13 protein-coding genes are annotated in these 15615 nt (G+C 45.5%); 6 read left to right on the top strand and 7 right to left on the bottom strand.

Annotated elements, in window-relative coordinates; translation table 11 throughout:
- Nucleotides 1-17: 17 nt before the first annotated feature.
- From AC6I8U_RS09925 to AC6I8U_RS09905, 5 genes are all read right to left on the bottom strand, one after another.
- Complete coding sequence (locus AC6I8U_RS09925; RefSeq protein WP_498016743.1) at nt 18-1043, bottom strand: zinc-binding alcohol dehydrogenase family protein; 1026 nt, start codon at nt 1041-1043, stop codon at nt 18-20.
- 103 nt (nt 1044-1146) lie between these two features.
- Nucleotides 1147-1914 (bottom strand): glycine betaine ABC transporter substrate-binding protein, encoded by a 768-nt coding sequence (locus AC6I8U_RS09920; RefSeq protein WP_498018350.1) that lies wholly within the window; start codon nt 1912-1914, stop codon nt 1147-1149.
- Nucleotides 1915-2087: 173 nt separating this feature from the next.
- Nucleotides 2088-3238, bottom strand: a protein-coding gene (locus AC6I8U_RS09915) for an IS3 family transposase (protein ID WP_498016742.1) whose coding sequence is annotated in 2 segments (ribosomal slippage) — nt 2088-2995 and nt 2995-3238 — 1152 coding nt in all. Because the reading frame shifts where the segments join, the coding sequence is not laid out codon by codon here.
- 98 nt (nt 3239-3336) lie between these two features.
- Nucleotides 3337-4422: an L-dopachrome tautomerase-related protein gene (locus tag AC6I8U_RS09910; protein WP_498016741.1), complete on the bottom strand. Its 1086-nt coding sequence runs from the start codon at nt 4420-4422 to the stop codon at nt 3337-3339.
- 216 nt (nt 4423-4638) lie between these two features.
- On the bottom strand, nt 4639-5670 hold the full coding sequence (locus AC6I8U_RS09905) for an IS630 family transposase (RefSeq protein WP_498016649.1): 1032 nt from the start codon (nt 5668-5670) through the stop codon (nt 4639-4641).
- 325 nt (nt 5671-5995) lie between these two features.
- On the opposite strand from AC6I8U_RS09905, the gene AC6I8U_RS09900 reads away from it, so the two are divergent.
- From AC6I8U_RS09900 to AC6I8U_RS09880, 5 genes are all read left to right on the top strand, one after another.
- Complete coding sequence (locus AC6I8U_RS09900) at nt 5996-6736, top strand: GlcG/HbpS family heme-binding protein (protein WP_498016740.1); 741 nt, start codon at nt 5996-5998, stop codon at nt 6734-6736.
- Nucleotides 6737-7002: 266 nt separating this feature from the next.
- On the top strand, nt 7003-7680 hold the full coding sequence (locus tag AC6I8U_RS09895) for an ABC transporter ATP-binding protein (RefSeq protein ID WP_498016739.1): 678 nt from the start codon (nt 7003-7005) through the stop codon (nt 7678-7680).
- Nucleotides 7667-10180, top strand: coding sequence for an ABC transporter permease (locus AC6I8U_RS09890; RefSeq protein WP_498016738.1), 2514 nt, complete (start codon nt 7667-7669; stop codon nt 10178-10180). The genes AC6I8U_RS09895 and AC6I8U_RS09890 overlap by 14 nt, the downstream gene beginning before the upstream one ends.
- A complete protein-coding gene (locus tag AC6I8U_RS09885) occupies nt 10180-11253 on the top strand; it encodes a lipocalin-like domain-containing protein (RefSeq protein WP_498016737.1) in 1074 nt (357 codons plus the stop codon). Before AC6I8U_RS09890 ends, AC6I8U_RS09885 begins: the two co-directional genes overlap by 1 nt.
- A gap of 168 nt (nt 11254-11421) precedes the next feature.
- Nucleotides 11422-11850, top strand: a complete 429-nt coding sequence (locus AC6I8U_RS09880; protein WP_498016736.1) for a DUF3995 domain-containing protein — start codon at nt 11422-11424, stop codon at nt 11848-11850.
- 92 nt (nt 11851-11942) lie between these two features.
- Here the strand turns inward: AC6I8U_RS09880 and glpK are convergent, their stop codons facing one another.
- Nucleotides 11943-13466, bottom strand: coding sequence for a glycerol kinase GlpK (gene glpK, locus AC6I8U_RS09875; RefSeq protein ID WP_128650173.1), 1524 nt, complete (start codon nt 13464-13466; stop codon nt 11943-11945).
- Between the two features lie 57 nt (nt 13467-13523).
- Nucleotides 13524-14384 (bottom strand): MIP/aquaporin family protein, encoded by an 861-nt coding sequence (locus AC6I8U_RS09870; protein WP_498016735.1) that lies wholly within the window; start codon nt 14382-14384, stop codon nt 13524-13526.
- Between the two features lie 314 nt (nt 14385-14698).
- Between AC6I8U_RS09870 and AC6I8U_RS09865 the strand changes: the two genes are divergently transcribed.
- Nucleotides 14699-15460, top strand: a complete 762-nt coding sequence (locus AC6I8U_RS09865) for a DeoR/GlpR family transcriptional regulator (protein WP_498016734.1) — start codon at nt 14699-14701, stop codon at nt 15458-15460.
- Nucleotides 15461-15615 lie beyond the last annotated feature (155 nt).

Here is a 15615-nt window from a genome sequence, read left to right as displayed (position 1 = left end):
CAATTGCTCGTTTAAATTTAGTATTTGATAGCGAGCTTACCAATCGATGCAGAGCTTTCTATGAGTTTATGTGCTTCCCTCAAGGTCTCTGCACTAAATCCATTCAAGGTCGTGGTTAGCGTTGATTTAATGCGACCCGCATCAATCAGATTAGCAACCTGAAATAAGATGTCTTGTTGCTTTTGTATATCTTCGGTACGATAGAGTGAGCGAGTAAACATCAGTTCCCAAATGAAGCCCACAGACTTACCTTGTAATGCCGATAAATTAACCTCGCCCTCAAACTCTACAATCGAGCTAATCATACCTTGTGGGGCGATCAGTTCTACCATTGAGTCCCAATGCCCTTTTGTATCCGCTACATTAAAGATGTAGTCGACATATTGTATGTCCCGCTCTCGAACTGATTCAACGAGATTTCGATGGTTAACCACGTGATCGGCTCCCATTTGTTTGACCCACTGCTCAGTTTCTGGCCTGGATGCGGTTGCAATCACCGTTAGCTTGGTTAACTGTTTTGCTAACTGAATAGCGATCGAACCTACGCCTCCCGCACCACCAATGATCAAAATGGATTTTCTTTCATCAGGACGAACTCTGAGGCGCTCAAATATTGCTTCCCAAGCAGTGAGAGTAACCAGAGGCATGACCGCGGCAGATTCATCAGAAAGACTGCTCGGCGCTTGAGAGGTGATACGGTAGTCAACGGCTTGATACTCCGCATTGGCACCCATCCGACTTATATCACCCGCATAATACACACGGTCACCCACGTCGAAGCCCGTAACATTTTTGCCTTTTTCTACGACCTCACCGACTGCATCATATCCAAGTACTCTAGGTTCTTCTAGTACCTTGTCTTTGGCGCTCCGAATACGAATCTTTGCATCGGCAGCATTCATAGAAGTCGCGCTGAGCTTTACTAAAAGATCATTCTGTCTGACTTCAGGTAAGTCCGTTTCAAATTCAATTAAACTATCAGGTTCTGTAATACTTAGTGACCGAGTAAATCCAATCGCTTTCATCTTTGATGGTAGGGTCATGATCGCTTCTCCCTAAGTTAGTTTGTCGTGGCTGTGTTAGTTTACGTTCCTATAAACGGCTTAAACACACGAAAATGCTTCTGCATGACCTATTTAGAAGTTACTAAATAAGCCCTTTGTCAGTTAACCAGTTATAAGTCACTTCATCTTGAGAGGCGTCTTCTCGACAAACTTTGTAATCCAACTGGGCTATGATGTCGTTGGAAAAACGAAGCGAATCCAGCTTCTCAAGTTGTTCATTAGTAAACAGGTTTTTTCTATCATTTCTTAAAAGAAGCACGGCCCTATCGACAATACCTAGTAAACCTTTTGGTTCTTGTAACTCACGGATGTCATAACGATAGTGAAGAAACTGCGGTTTCCAAAGGGGTACAATAACCCACTCTTTATTTGATACTGCCTGTTCAAACGCACCAAAACAGTCTTCCTCGCTGCCGGTAAAAAACTCATAGCCAACTTCGCTGAGCCCATACTCTTTTAGCATCTGTATCGAAAACCGTGTAATGCCTGCTCCAGCATTGATACCTTGAATAGTCAGGTTCATTTTTTTGAGTACTTCAGGCTTTAGTAAGTCGCTTATTTCAGATAAGGCATCGCCAGGAATATAGTCAGGCACGCCCCATAACGCGTATGGTTCATAGTGGAGGCCGAGTTCAGTCAATGGCACAATTTCTTCAACATCTGCTTTGTAGATACCATGACTCGATGGCAACCAAGCCGATGACAGCATATCCACTTCACCAGTTTTCAGCTTTTTAAAGTTGTCTTGGTGAGGAGAGAAGACTCTTTCTACTTCGAAGCCCATCTTCGTGAGTACATTCGCTACTAGAGATGCAGTCGTGCGGTGAAATGACAAATCGGTAACACCCATCTTGATTGTCTTGTTCATAATTTAACCTTTTGTAGGGAGGGTTTGAATTTAAATAATATGGTTGTAACTAACTTGTTTATTGAAAATAAATTAAGTTGTAAATACCACGTAATTAATACTTCTAATTTTTGGAGAGTATGTATTGATCTGCTCCAGCAAGACTGGACACTTCATTAAGCGACATTTTGATTTTCAAAGTTAACTGGGCTTATATACCCAAGAGCACTGTGCCTTCTTGTACGATTATAATCAACCTCTATGTATTCAAAGATCGTTTGGCGCATCTCGTCTCGCGTCATGATCGGTTCGTACTGGATCGCTTCAACTTTCATTGAATGGAAAAAGCTCTCAACACAAGCATTGTCCCAGCAATTTCCTTTCCTACTCATACTTTGCTTTAGATTATGAGCGGTTATCATGTCTCGATAATCTTTTGAGCAATACTGACTACCTCGGTCACTATGAACGATAACCTGCTCAGGGAAACCACGACGGAACAAGGCCATTGATAACGCACCACAGACCAGAGTCGCCGTCATTCGGGTATCCATAGACCAACCGACTACTTGCCTTGAATAAAGGTCGATAATTACCGCCAAATACAGCCAGCCTTCGCTTGTCGCGACATAGGTGATATCTCCCGCCCACTTTTGATTCGGAGCCTCAGCGTTAAAATCTTGAGCTAGTAGGTTCGGCGCAACTGGCATAGTATGTTTGCTGTCCGTCGTGCACTTAAACTTACGTGCTGCTTTCGGCGTTAAATCTTGCCGTTTCATACTGGCGGCTATGGTTTTAACATTACGACTGTCACCGTTTTCAGCCAGCTCTTTCTGGATGCGCCTTGAGCCATCACGGCCTTTGCTATTAACAAAAGCCTCTTTGACCTTCGTATCAAGCTCTTGGCGAGTTACCTCTCGCTGGATCGCCTTGTGGCGATGCTTAATCCAGTAATAAAACCCACTTCGTGAAACGCCGAACACCTGAGCCATGCGGGCTACGCTGAAGCTCAACAGGTGTTCGAGCATGAATTCGTAGCAATCTACTTTAGGTTTTTCGCGAAGTAGGTGGCGGCCTTTTTTACAATATCTAGCTCCTCAGCCTGCTCAGCCAATTGCCTTTTGAGTTTGGCTACTTCAGCGGCTAGATCTTTTTCTCGCTGACTGGTACTGGTGTCACTCTTAGCTGCCTTACGCCAACCATAGATCTGGGATTCGTGTAACGACAGTTGCCTCGCTGCCGCAGCGACTCCGACTTTTTCTGCTAGCCTTAGTGCTTCTGCTTTAAACTCAGGGGAGTGGATAATACGTTTTTTCTTGCTTGTCATGGTTCACCTCGATAGTGATTGTACTCACTTAACTTGGTGTCCAAAACTGCTGGTGCGGATCATATTTTTGGTTGCTGTTTTATTTTGTTTAGATAATTCTAATTATCTAGTTTCAGTCTAAGTACGTGATAGGGTTTGCTTGAGCCCTCTTTCCCTTCATTTAATGCCGGATTTAGATGGAGCGAATTTTGGGTCATATATAGATACCCACCTTGAATCGAGAACCCATCAACCCATGATAGCAGCTTGTGGTCTTGTGAAACTAACTCAAAGCCATCCTTAGTTATTACACTCAACGCGTTCTTTTCTACGTCGCCTGCATATATTTCGCCATTTTCGGTAATTTTCATCCCATCACTTGGCCGTTTTTCATTATAAAACTCAATAGATTGCGACAGTTCGCTATCAGTTAGCTTGCTGTTAGCAAGTGCTCCAGCGGGTATTCGATAGATGGCACTGCCATTTACCGTACCGAAGTACACCCATTCATTTTGCGTATCAATGGTAATAGGGTTGAGCCCTAGGTAAAGCGCTTCTACCGTCCCATCGTCACGTTTTGCAGCCATTAAAGAATCATCAATAATAAGGTCGTGCTTTGGTGACAATAAGGTTTTGTCAGACTCAAGAGCTCGACGAGCTATACCTGTCGTCAGGTCGACAACTATAAAGGCTGGAGCGGCTTGGCCAACGAGGTTACCCAATGTGGTATCGGCAATGTACATCTGGTTGCGCTGTGTATCTAATGCAAAGTCTTGTAGGAACGAGTTTTCTACTTGAACATTTTTGCTAATCTCTATTTGTTTGAATAGCTTGTTGTTTACTGTGTCCCAAGCCACGATTTGAGTGGGTGTGTTTGCACTGCCCATATCGAGTATCCAGACAACACCATCGTCAGTACTATCGATTCCAATAACTGCAGTGAAGCCGACACTGCCCTTTTCAGGACCATCTGCCCAATCTTGGTTTGGAAAGGGCTTTATTGACCCATCAGCCATCAACTCAACGACGCGAAGCTCTGGTGAGTCAAGCGGTTGCATTGAGAGAAAGGTTCTACCTTGCCCTGTAACTGTAATGTTTCCGGGTCTAGTACCATTAAGCTCGGCTACTATTTCCAATTGAGAAGCTTGTGCGGAGTTGAGTAGTGCCGTTGCAGCTATTGCTAACACTGAACAAACATTTTTCATGTAGTCTTCCTCGCTAGGTTGTCTTGAATCCTTTAGTCGCTCAACAGTGCGGCGTCTCATTGCTAATACTCTGTAAAGTATATTTATGACTAGAGTACACTGTTGTAGTGTTGTGACCCTTACGCCAGATTCAGTGTAGGCAAAAGCGTGATATTTATCGTTCACTTATTTTTGATAGATTTTCAAAAATAAATTGACAATCGGCTATATACCCAATCAACTTGAAGATGCAGGCTTGAACACCTGAAAATTATCATTAATTCGAGACGTCAGCGAGCCTGCAATCTCTGGAAGAGTCACAGTAAAGAATTGGGTAATGGCTTCCTTGAAATCCCGTTTACTTTTGAAGTAAACGTTATTCCTTGACTTCTCATTCATAACCTTCCAAAGCCGCTCTATTGGGTTAAGATTCGGGCTGTAAGGTGGGAGATAATGCAGTTCAATATTAAGGACAAATGCCGCATCTCTGACTAAATCACTGCGGTGATATCCAGCTCCATCTAAGATGACATGGAGCTTGTGATTTAACGGGTAGCTCTCTCTGAGTTTACAGAAAAATCGAACCATGTTTTCACTGTTAATGCTGTCGTATTCGCTAACAATGGTCGCTCCAATATCTGATAGGTTCAAAGCACCAACAATGTTCAATCGGCTACGATTACCTGTTGTTTCCAGAACTTTACTTTGACCTGTACGTATCCAACCATGGGAGAGTTTGGTTGACAGTGTGGGGTGAACGGCATCGATAAACACTATCGATTCATCCTCGCCACAGCTTGCTTTCAGTGCTTCATAAGCCTCTATGAACGCTTGCTGTTTTTCCTCATCGAACTTATGTGGAACGCCTTTCGGCTGTTTGTAGCTGAAACCATTGTGATGAAGCCATTTGTTCATGCCAGGAACACTATAGTGAATCTGAAACCTTTCAAATACGTACGCAATAATCTCGGACGAATGGTGGTATGTATTTTCAGTTAGATGCTGAACCAACTCTTGGGTTTGCTGAGCCGATAGATAGCTTTGTGAACCGCCATTTTCAGGCTTGAGCTTGTTCGACTCTAGGTAATCTTTGATATGTTGACGAACAGTGGATTCATGAATAAGAAGTGCGTCTGCAATTTCTTCGGGGCACCAACCATTACTCGCATGAATAACCGCTTTTATACGGTCACGAACTCGTCCGTCACGCGTTGTGCTGTGCTGGATTTTTAGTTCCTGCTTCTGTTCATTGGTCAGAGTAATTTTCATAGTTGCTAGCATGATCCTCTATTCAGGAAAAATCAAGCGTCTTCAATGATCACTGGTATATCAAAAATTATCGATATAGCTGCCAACGACTACGATGAAGAGTCAAATCGAGTTTAATTGTCTTTCAAATGATATTTGATAATTATTAATTCGACCGCTGCTATAGTTTTTGGGGATACTAAAACAAAGTACACCATTCTTAATCCCAGAAAAATTTGTATGCACTGTGAGTGTCGTTAGTTACTTTTGGTGCTAAAACCGTTAGATACCTATTTGAGGTCTGTTGGCTTAAATGCCCGTTTATATTAATTAGGAGTAATTAGAAATGACTTTTAAAATAGCGATTGCCACAACAACATTTTTATTATCCACATACGTTCAAGCATCGGCTTGCGATGCGTTGCCAAACCACGAGGCTCTAACAAAAGCGCTCAAAAGCTCCGTTGCAACGACAAGTGACGAAAAAAATGGTGGATTGGAACTCAATATGTGGGGGACTATCGTTGCTCGGGATGGAACTGTATGTGCAGTATCTCGCACCGGCGAGCATTTTGGGGATCAGTGGCCTGGTAGTCGCACAATTTCTGCTCAAAAAGCAAACACGGCCAATGCTTTCAGCCTTCCTAACCTCGCATTATCGACTGCTAATCTGTGGGCGCCGACTCAGCCGGGAGGGAGTTTGTTTGGCTTACAATTTAGTAATCCAATTGACATTAATGTGGTCTACGAAGGAGAGGCAGAGAAATACGGCTCAACTGAGGATTCTATGATAGGACAGCGTGCAGGCGGTGTTAATGTCTTTGGCGGTGGTCTTGCATTATACGATAAAGATGGAAAACTAGTAGGAGCGATCGGTGTTAGTGGTGATACTTCCTGTGCTGATCACAACATCGCATGGAAGACCCGGCATGCGCTTAAGTTAGATTACGTGCTAAACGGTGTGTCGGAAACCGGTGATGATAATATCATCTATACCGAGGGGCATCCTTTCGGTCATGTATCATGTGGGAATGGGGAAGCGGAAGTTGCGAATAAACTTCCACAGATGTTCCCAATATCGAATTAGCTCTATTTAACACAGTTTGTTGCGTACAACTCGCGCTGTTTTTATACAGTAAATCCCGTCCTGTAAAGGCTCTAAGTTTGAAATCTTAGAGCCTTTTGAAGTGAATCATCTCTAGGTTTAAGCTTTTGCTTGAACCAATGTTTGAAATGAGTTTCGACTTTGTCACACTTCCTGTCAAATTAGTGAAACAAAACCATAGAGTTACGTGGTCTTAAGACTAAACTTCTACGTATCAGATAGCGACCATCTTGATAAAAGGGGAAGGTATGGCGATCGACTCGCTGGTGTCACTCAACAATGCGTTTAAGCAGTTCACCGATGGTGTGGAAGAGCACTCAGTGCTCAGTGATTGTCGTTTAGAGATTGAGGCAGGAGCGAGCACTGCGTTAATGGGTGCGAGTGGCAGCGGTAAAAGTACCTTGATGAACATTATTGCTGGCTTTGAGCCGTTAAATGCTGGTCAGCTTTATCTCGAAGGACAAGACACCGCAAACTGGAGCGACAAACAGTGGAGCCATTTTCGGATACATAAGCTTGGGGTGGTGTTTCAACAGTTCAATTTACTGACTCCACTCAATGTAAAACAAAACATCGCCTTTCCACTCTCATTAGAGGGCAGAGGCTGGCATGATTGGTGTGATTACCTTGTTGAGACTTTAGGGCTGGAGAGCTTGCTTGACCGACATGTTGCCGCGTTGTCTGGAGGGCAGCAACAAAGAGTGGCCATCGCGAGAGCACTGGCGAGTCAGCCAAAACTGCTGCTTGCGGATGAGCCGACAGGGAACCTCGACGAGCAATCTGGCTTAGAGGTCATGGAGCTGCTTTCCACGATCACAAATCAAGGCAACACGGCGGTTGTTTTGGTGACGCACAGCGCTGAATGCGCAAGCTTTATGCAGTCTCGGTTGCAGCTTATTAACGGGCAGCTCTATGAAGCGAGCTAGTGTTCACCACCTACTTGTTGTGCTGCGTGTATACAGCAAGCACTACTTTCAAGCACCATTACAGGCAGCATCTATTCTCATCGGGATAGTGCTGGCCGTGATGTTGTTTGTCGCGGTACAAGCGATAAATCTCAATGCCAAACGCAGTTACTCCGATGCAGCAGAGCAGCTCAGTCTACCGGCGCAGCATTTTATAGTGCCACCCAGTGGTCAAAAGCATATCGACAGCCAGCTTTACTTCTCGTTGCGCATTGCTGGAATGAGCGAGTCTCTAGCGGTGTTAGAAGGTCGAGTGCGCGACGAGACGGGACGCCGATTTTCAGTGCAGGGCAGTGATATTGTTGCGGCAGTAACAGCAACAATGAGCCGGGGAGCGAATAGCAGCGACTCAGAGCACGAACAGAGGCAAGGCGTATTTCTGTTTGATGGAAATCTACCGCTAGCGAACATGCTTATGGGAGAGCCCATCGCTTTGGTGAGCTCGGCCCACTTTGAGCAACTGGGCAAACCGAGTGTTTTGCAACTCGATAATGTTGAGACGCGTCTTTTAGCGGTTCCCGATGATTGGCAATTGGGAAATCGGATGCTGGTGGATATCAGCTTTACGGAGCGATTGCTGCAAAAACAGGGGAAATTGAGTTACATCGCAGTTTTTGATGCTTCTCGTGAACACTTTGATAGATGGTTGGCGATAATAGGAAGCCAAGCTCAATGGATAGAGAATACGCAAAGCTCAGATCTGGCTTCGCTCACTGACAGTTTTCATTTAAATCTAACAGCTATGAGCATGCTTGCGTTTCTTGTAGGGCTATTTATTGCCTACAATGGCGTCAAATACAGCTTACTCAAAAGACGCAGACTCTTGGTACAGTTGCAGCAAGCGGGCGTGACCGCGAACACTGTGTTTTCTGCTCTGTTGGTAGAGCTTGCGGTCATGGTGTCAGTGGGTTCACTGCTTGGGTTTGTATTGGGAATGCAGCTCAGTCATTGGCTTCATCCAACCGTCGCACTGACCTTAGAGCAGCTCTATGGGGCAACGCTGTTACCCGGTACATGGCATCTGAGTTGGTTACTCCAAGCACTGCTAATCACGTTAGTCGCAGCGCTCGGTGCATGTTGGCATCACTTCAAGGGGAGTGTTCAGCAGCCACTTTCTATTCACAGTGGATTTTACGCGCTACCCGCACCCCAAAATACGACTCGTTTATTTATTGCAGCTCTGATACTGACTTTTCTTGCTGTCATTGGCTTATGGCTAAGTGACCATTTTCGAGTCACCATGCTTTGGCTTGGTTTGCTTATTATCGCGACGCCTTTGTATCTTCCCAAAGGCTTATTGGTACTCAGTCATTGGGCGGAAAAGGTGTTTTCTGTTGGCTTGAAACACTATTTGGTCGCAGAGCTCAAGGAGCTTATTGCTCCACTGTCGCTTGCGATGATGGCTTTGCTACTTGCGATGACGGCAAATCTTGCAATGAATACCTTAGTCGTGAGCTTTGAGCACACCCTGAAACAGTGGCTTGAGCAGAGACTTCATGCTGACATCTATATAAGCCCTGCGCAAAGTGAAATGGAAGCGACTCAAGGTGCGCTTAGTGAAATGCCAGGTGTCTCTGCTATTTATACTCAGAGCTACACTGATACTAATATCGAAGGCCTGCCCACTAAACTCGGTACAAAAGACACCAATACTCTTGAGCAAACCATGGTCGCGAAGTCTATGGTTGATGGATTTTGGTCGAACTTTTACCAAAACCAGATGGTTGCGATCAGTGAGCCGATGGCGGTGAAGCTCGGTTTATCGCTTGGCGATGAAGTCCTGGTTCCCGAGCTATCATCAGTGGTGGATACCCCACTTCAAATCGGCGCTATTTTCTACGACTATGGCTCCCCGACAGGAGAGCTTTTGATTTCACCTTCGCTCTGGCGAGACGCTGGTTTTTCATCAGTGCCAACCAGTCTAGGGATCCAAACGGAGCTAGACAATGATGTCATGCGCCAGCAGCTTATCGAGCGCTTTGGCTTGAGTGACAATCAGCTCTATGATCAGCAAGAAATCAAAACGATCGCATTGCAAATCTTCTCTCAAACTTTCGCGGTAACCAAAGCGTTGAATGGCGTGACTTTACTGGTGGCGGTTATTGGGCTGTTCAGTGCCTGTTATATGTTGATTAAAGCCCGCAAAGCTGCCATTGCAAGACTTTATGCGTTAGGTGTTAGAAGCGCCCAGCTTTTGATGATGGTCGTGATGCAAATGGTGCTGTTAGTCTGTTTTACACTCTGTTTAGCGTTACCGCTTGGCGCTCTAGTTGGCTACGTCTTAACCGACGTCATTACCCTCCGTGCTTTTGGCTGGAGTCTGCAATTTGTGTGGAGTTGGAGTGATATAGCGATGCTCTGCTTCGTGAGTATTATTACCGCATCAGCAGCCACGGCGTTACCCCTGTGGCGCTTAGTGTCTAAACCCGCTATGTCGAGCCTACAAAGCGAGGTGTTGTAATGCTGAAACCATTAAGCGTAGCTTTGTTAGCGCTGACCTTAGCCGGTTGTGAGGAGAGTCAACCACAAGGTTTTGGCTCTTGGTTGGGAGAAGTTAGTGGGGCATTTACTAAGGTCTCACCTGAAACGCAACTCCGTTTTCCAGAAGACCACCAAGCACATGAAGACTACCGATATGAATGGTGGTACTTCACCGCAAACTTAGTCACGTCTGAGGGTGAAGCATTTGGCGTTCAGTGGACTCAGTTTCGCATTGCGCTGGCGTCAAATGGCTCTGCTAATCAAGGCTGGGAAACCAGTCAGCTATACATGGCGCACAGCGCGATCACCAACTCTACTCATCATTTAGCTGCCGAAAAATGGTCTCGTGCTCATCCTAAGATGGCAGGGGTGGCTAAGTCACCGTTTCGTGTTTTTCTCGACGATTGGGAGTGGCGCTCCAACTCTGAGGAGATGTTCCCAGCGTCATTGAACGTAGCAACAGAGCAGTTCAGTTACTCGCTTAGTCTTGTTAGTGAATCGTCGTTTCAACTTCAGGGTGAGCAGGGCTACAGTGTCAAAAGCGCGGATGGTTCAGTTGCTTCACATTACTATAGCCAGCCTTTTATTGATGTCGAAGGCACGATTACCTTCAAAGGTGAACAACATAAGGTGACAGGGCAGGGTTGGATTGATAGGGAATGGAGCCCGCAGTTTCTGCTTGGTTCACAGCAAGGGTGGGATTGGTTTGCGCTTAGACTCGACAATGATACGAGCTTGGTGGTATTCCAGTTAAGAGACAGTGAGACTGGAGACGCGAGTTATGCCTATGGTCAACTGATGCGGCGTGACCGCTCGGGAATTTCAATATCATCGCAAGAGCTTACGCTCAAAGCACTAGAGACCGTTTCTATTCAAGGCTCTAACTATCCCACGGTATGGCAACTTGAGATACCTAGCCATAATATTGCTTTAACGATAGAGGCGCTCAATCCTTTGGCGAAAATGCCTTTGACCGTCCCTTATTGGGAAGGACCCGTTACCATAGAAGGGACTCACCAAGGTCGCGGATACATGGAGCTGACTGGCTACTAAGCATCGCTTAAAGTGCTACAAGCAAGTTTCAAGTGATATTTATGTGAATGCAGCTCATGACACAAACATGAGTGTAAGGGAGCGTAAAGTTATTGCTGATATTGGAAAGTGCATAGTGGAAGAGTAAAACGAGAGTCAATCCCACATTCACACTCTAGAGGAAACTCAATGCCTTTACTCATTGCTTTCACTATTTCTGGCATTCTATTCGCAATCTCACTGATACATGTTTATTGGGCTTTTGGCGGCAAGAAAGGCGTCGATCTAGCGATTCCGGTTGTCGAAGGTAGCAAGGCATTCACTCCGGGTACGTTGATCACTTTGCTTGTTGCAGCCGCTCTTGCTGTTTTCGCTCTGTTGTCTCTCAGTTTGACTGACGTAATAGCAACACCTCAAACACTCGAAAATTATATTGAATGGATTGCGTTAGTCGTAGGCGCAATTTTCGTTCTCAGGGCAGTGGGAGACTTCAACCTAGTTGGTTTTAGTAAGAATAACCAGCAAGGCCAGTTCGCTCGATTGGATACATGGCTTTATTCACCGCTGTGTCTTTGTTTGGGAGCAGGTTACTTCTACCTTGCATGGGGAATGAAATGATGGATAGAACGCTATATAGCAAGTGAGGATATTAGCTCTCTCTACCTTGAGATAAAGAGAGCTAACTAATTAGATCAACGCGTTAACTTTACTTAGCGCTTGTCTGCATGCGCGATCTCAGACCAGCTCAATACGCCTTGCACTGCACGTTTCCAACCGCTGTAACGCGCTTCGCGTTTTTCTTCATCGTCAGATGGAATGAAGGTTCTATCGATTTCGGCTTTATCAGACACCTCTTCCAACCCACTCCAGAAGCCCACAGCGATGCCTGCAAGATATGCAGCACCAAGAGCGGTAACCTCAACAACCTGAGGTCGCTGTACTTCTGTGTTCAATAGATCCGCTTGGAACTGCATCAGGAAGTTATTCGCGACTGCGCCACCATCAACGCGCAGAGAAGCGAGCTTGATTCCAGAGTCAGCTTGCATCGCATCAATCACATCGCGGCTTTGATAAGCGATACTCTCAAGCGTTGCGCGAATGATGTGGTTTGCACCTGTGCCTCGAGTCATACCAATGATGGTGCCACGAGCATAAGCATCCCAGTAGGGTGCACCAAGACCAGTAAAGGCTGGAACCACATAGACACCATTGCTGGATTCGACCTTGTTTGCAAAGTATTCAGAGTCTTTGGCGTCATTCAACAGCTTCATTTCATCGCGTAGCCATTGAATAGAAGCGCCGCCCATAAATACCGAACCCTCCAACGCGTAAGCAAGTTCGCCTTTTGGTCCGCAAGCGATGGTCGTTAACAAAGAGTTCTTAGAGGTGATTTTCTCCTTGCCTGTATTCATTAGCATGAAACAGCCCGTGCCATAGGTGTTCTTCGCCTGACCTGGTTCGACACACATTTGACCAAATAGTGCAGCTTGTTGATCTCCAGCGATACCAGCAATAGGTATACGCGTGCCACCTTTACCACCAATGTTAGTTTGACCGTAAACCTCTGACGAAGGTTTGACCTTAGGCATCATGGAAAGTGGGATATCAAACTCTTTAAGAATACGTTCGTCCCATTCTAGAGTATTGATATTAAATAGCATGGTTCTTGATGCATTGGTGTAGTCAGTGACATGAACGCGACCTTGGGTCATCTTCCAAACTAGCCAAGTGTCCACGGTACCAAACATCAGCTTGCCTTCCTCGGCTTGCTGGCGAGCGCCCTCTACGTTATCTAAAATCCATTTAACCTTGGTGCCTGAGAAGTAAGGGTCGAGAACAAGCCCCGTGTTTTCTCGAATATAAGCTTCAAGACCATCGCGTGCTTTTAGTTCTTCACAGATTTCTGCGGTACGGCGACACTGCCAAACAATAGCGTTGTAGACGGGAGCGCCCGTCTCTTTGTTCCAAACGATGGTCGTTTCACGCTGGTTAGTGATACCGATAGCAGCGACTTCGTCGGAGGTAATGCCTTTTTGACCCAGAGCTTCGATTAATGTAGAGCTCTGTGTCGCGTAAATTTCTAGTGGATCATGTTCAACCCAGCCTGCTTCTGGATAGATTTGAGTAAATTCTCGCTGCGCGACACTGACAATATTTGCATCATGATCGAGAACAACGGTACGAGAGCTGGTGGTCCCTTGATCGAGAGCGACGATGTATTTCTTAGTCATAATAGTGTCCTTCTGTTTTCATTTTTTATTCATTATTTGTAGGGGATAGAGTTGTTGTGTTTACACGTGAGCTTCGGTGTCATTCACCTCCACTTCATCATCGCATTGAGCTGGGCTAGTGCAGCCACCTGCAGCAGGAAGGTAAGCGCCAATCACTTTCGGGTACAGCCACCCGCCAAATAGACCGCCAGCAATGGTGGCAAAGATTGGAACGATAAAGTAAGGGATGTCTCTAGCGCCGCTTAACGCGTAATCCCAACCCGCAAAATAAGCGAACAGTTTTGGCCCAAAATCACGAGCAGGGTTCATCGCAAATCCTGTTAGTGGACCGAGCGAGCCACCAATAGTTGCAACCAACAAGCCAATGAGAAGTGGCACCATTGCACCTCTTGACTCACCGCCATTGTTGCTGTCACCAAAGGCTAGGATCCCAAACATCAGTACTGCAGTAATCGTAAACTCGACCGCAGCGGCACCGAAAAATGAGAGTGACGCATTAGGGTAAGTGGAAAAGATGCCCGCGGTAGTTAGCGCCTCTGGCGTATCACGGGCAACGCCGTTAGCGACTTCCCAGTCGACAAATAAGTTGCTATACAAGCCGTAGACTAAAGCAGCCGCACAGAACGCTCCGGCAACTTGAGAAAAAATGTAAGGCAGTACCTTGTGCTTCTCAAAGCCATGGAACGCTGCTAGCGCAATTGTCACCGCAGGGTTAATGTGTGCTCCGGAGACACCCGCCGTACAGTAAACAGCTAGCGCTACCGCTAAACCCCAGACGATACTGACTTCCCATTGACCGAACTCAGCGCCGGTTAATACCAGAGCCGCCACACATCCGACCCCCCAAAATATCAACAAGCCAGTTCCAATAAACTCCGCGATACACTGACCGAGTAACGCAGGATCTTTTTTTATACTCATAGTTCTTTCCTTGGTCTTGATTCATATGCCATCAAATGCGGTGAGGATTGTAGCCAAAATAAAAAAATGGAAATCTCGGTCAGATCTCAAATGTGCGTACGAAAGTTAATAATGTTCGCATTATGTTCATAAATGTTAACTAAAGCACATTTAATGTTCGTTTAAAGGGTTTTTTATGCAGCTGAATGTGTATTTTTGCTCGGGGATTGAGCGTTTAGTGAAGAGGGAATACATTTCGGTTTGGCGCTATTTAAAACATGTGCAAGACACAGTAAAATCAAGTAATAACATAGTTTGAGCGCGAGGGAGTGTGGTTGAAAGCGATAAAGCGACATCAGGAAATCATCGAATTGGTGACGACACACGGGTACGTCAGTACTGAAGATTTGGTCGATAAGTTTCATGTGAGCCCGCAAACCATTCGTAGGGATCTGAACGAATTAGCGGATGCGAACAAAATTAAACGTAATCACGGTGGTGCAACCATAGTGACGAGCTCTGAAAACTCATCCTATCAGAGCAGGAAGGTATCGAGTCAGGCAGAAAAAGAAAGGATCGCCGCTCAGCTAGTCAAACACATACCGAATGGCGCGACACTGTTCATCGACATTGGCACGACGCCTGAAGCGATTGCCAAATCTTTATTGAATGAACACAATGACTTACGTATTGTGACTAACAATATAAACGTTGCCTCAATGCTCATGCACAAAGAAAGCTTTCGAGTCATACTCGCAGGGGGTGAAGTGCGTGGAAAAGACGGTGGCGTGACAGGAGAATCAACCATCGACTTCGTCGCTCAGTTCAGGTTGGACTTTGGTATTCTTGGCATAAGCGGCATCGACTATGATGGTTCGCTGTTAGATTTCGATTACCATGAGGTACGTGTAAAACGAGCAATTATCGAAAACAGCCGAAGCGTGTTACTGGGCGTTGATCATAGTAAGTTTGGTCGAAACGCAATGGTGAAACTTGGTGGTATTGAAGAAGTCGACTTGGTCATTACTGATATGAAACCACCCCAAGAAATATGCAATGTTCTGAAAGAAAACGATATAAATATCGAAGTTGCCTAGTTTTTCATAACTTGTTTTTAGTCAATATGACCAGCCATATGGCTGGTTTTTTTTGTACCTACACTTCAAATCGAAAGTAAATGAGCAAAAATAAATGCTCGAACGAGCATTTGTGAGCGAAATCGCGAAACTGGTTGCATTTTAATGCCACAATA

This window comes from Vibrio sp. KUL80, from assembly GCF_059725495.1.
Note: the sequence above shows the minus strand (reverse complement) of the source record. Positions and strands in the feature narration are given on the sequence as shown.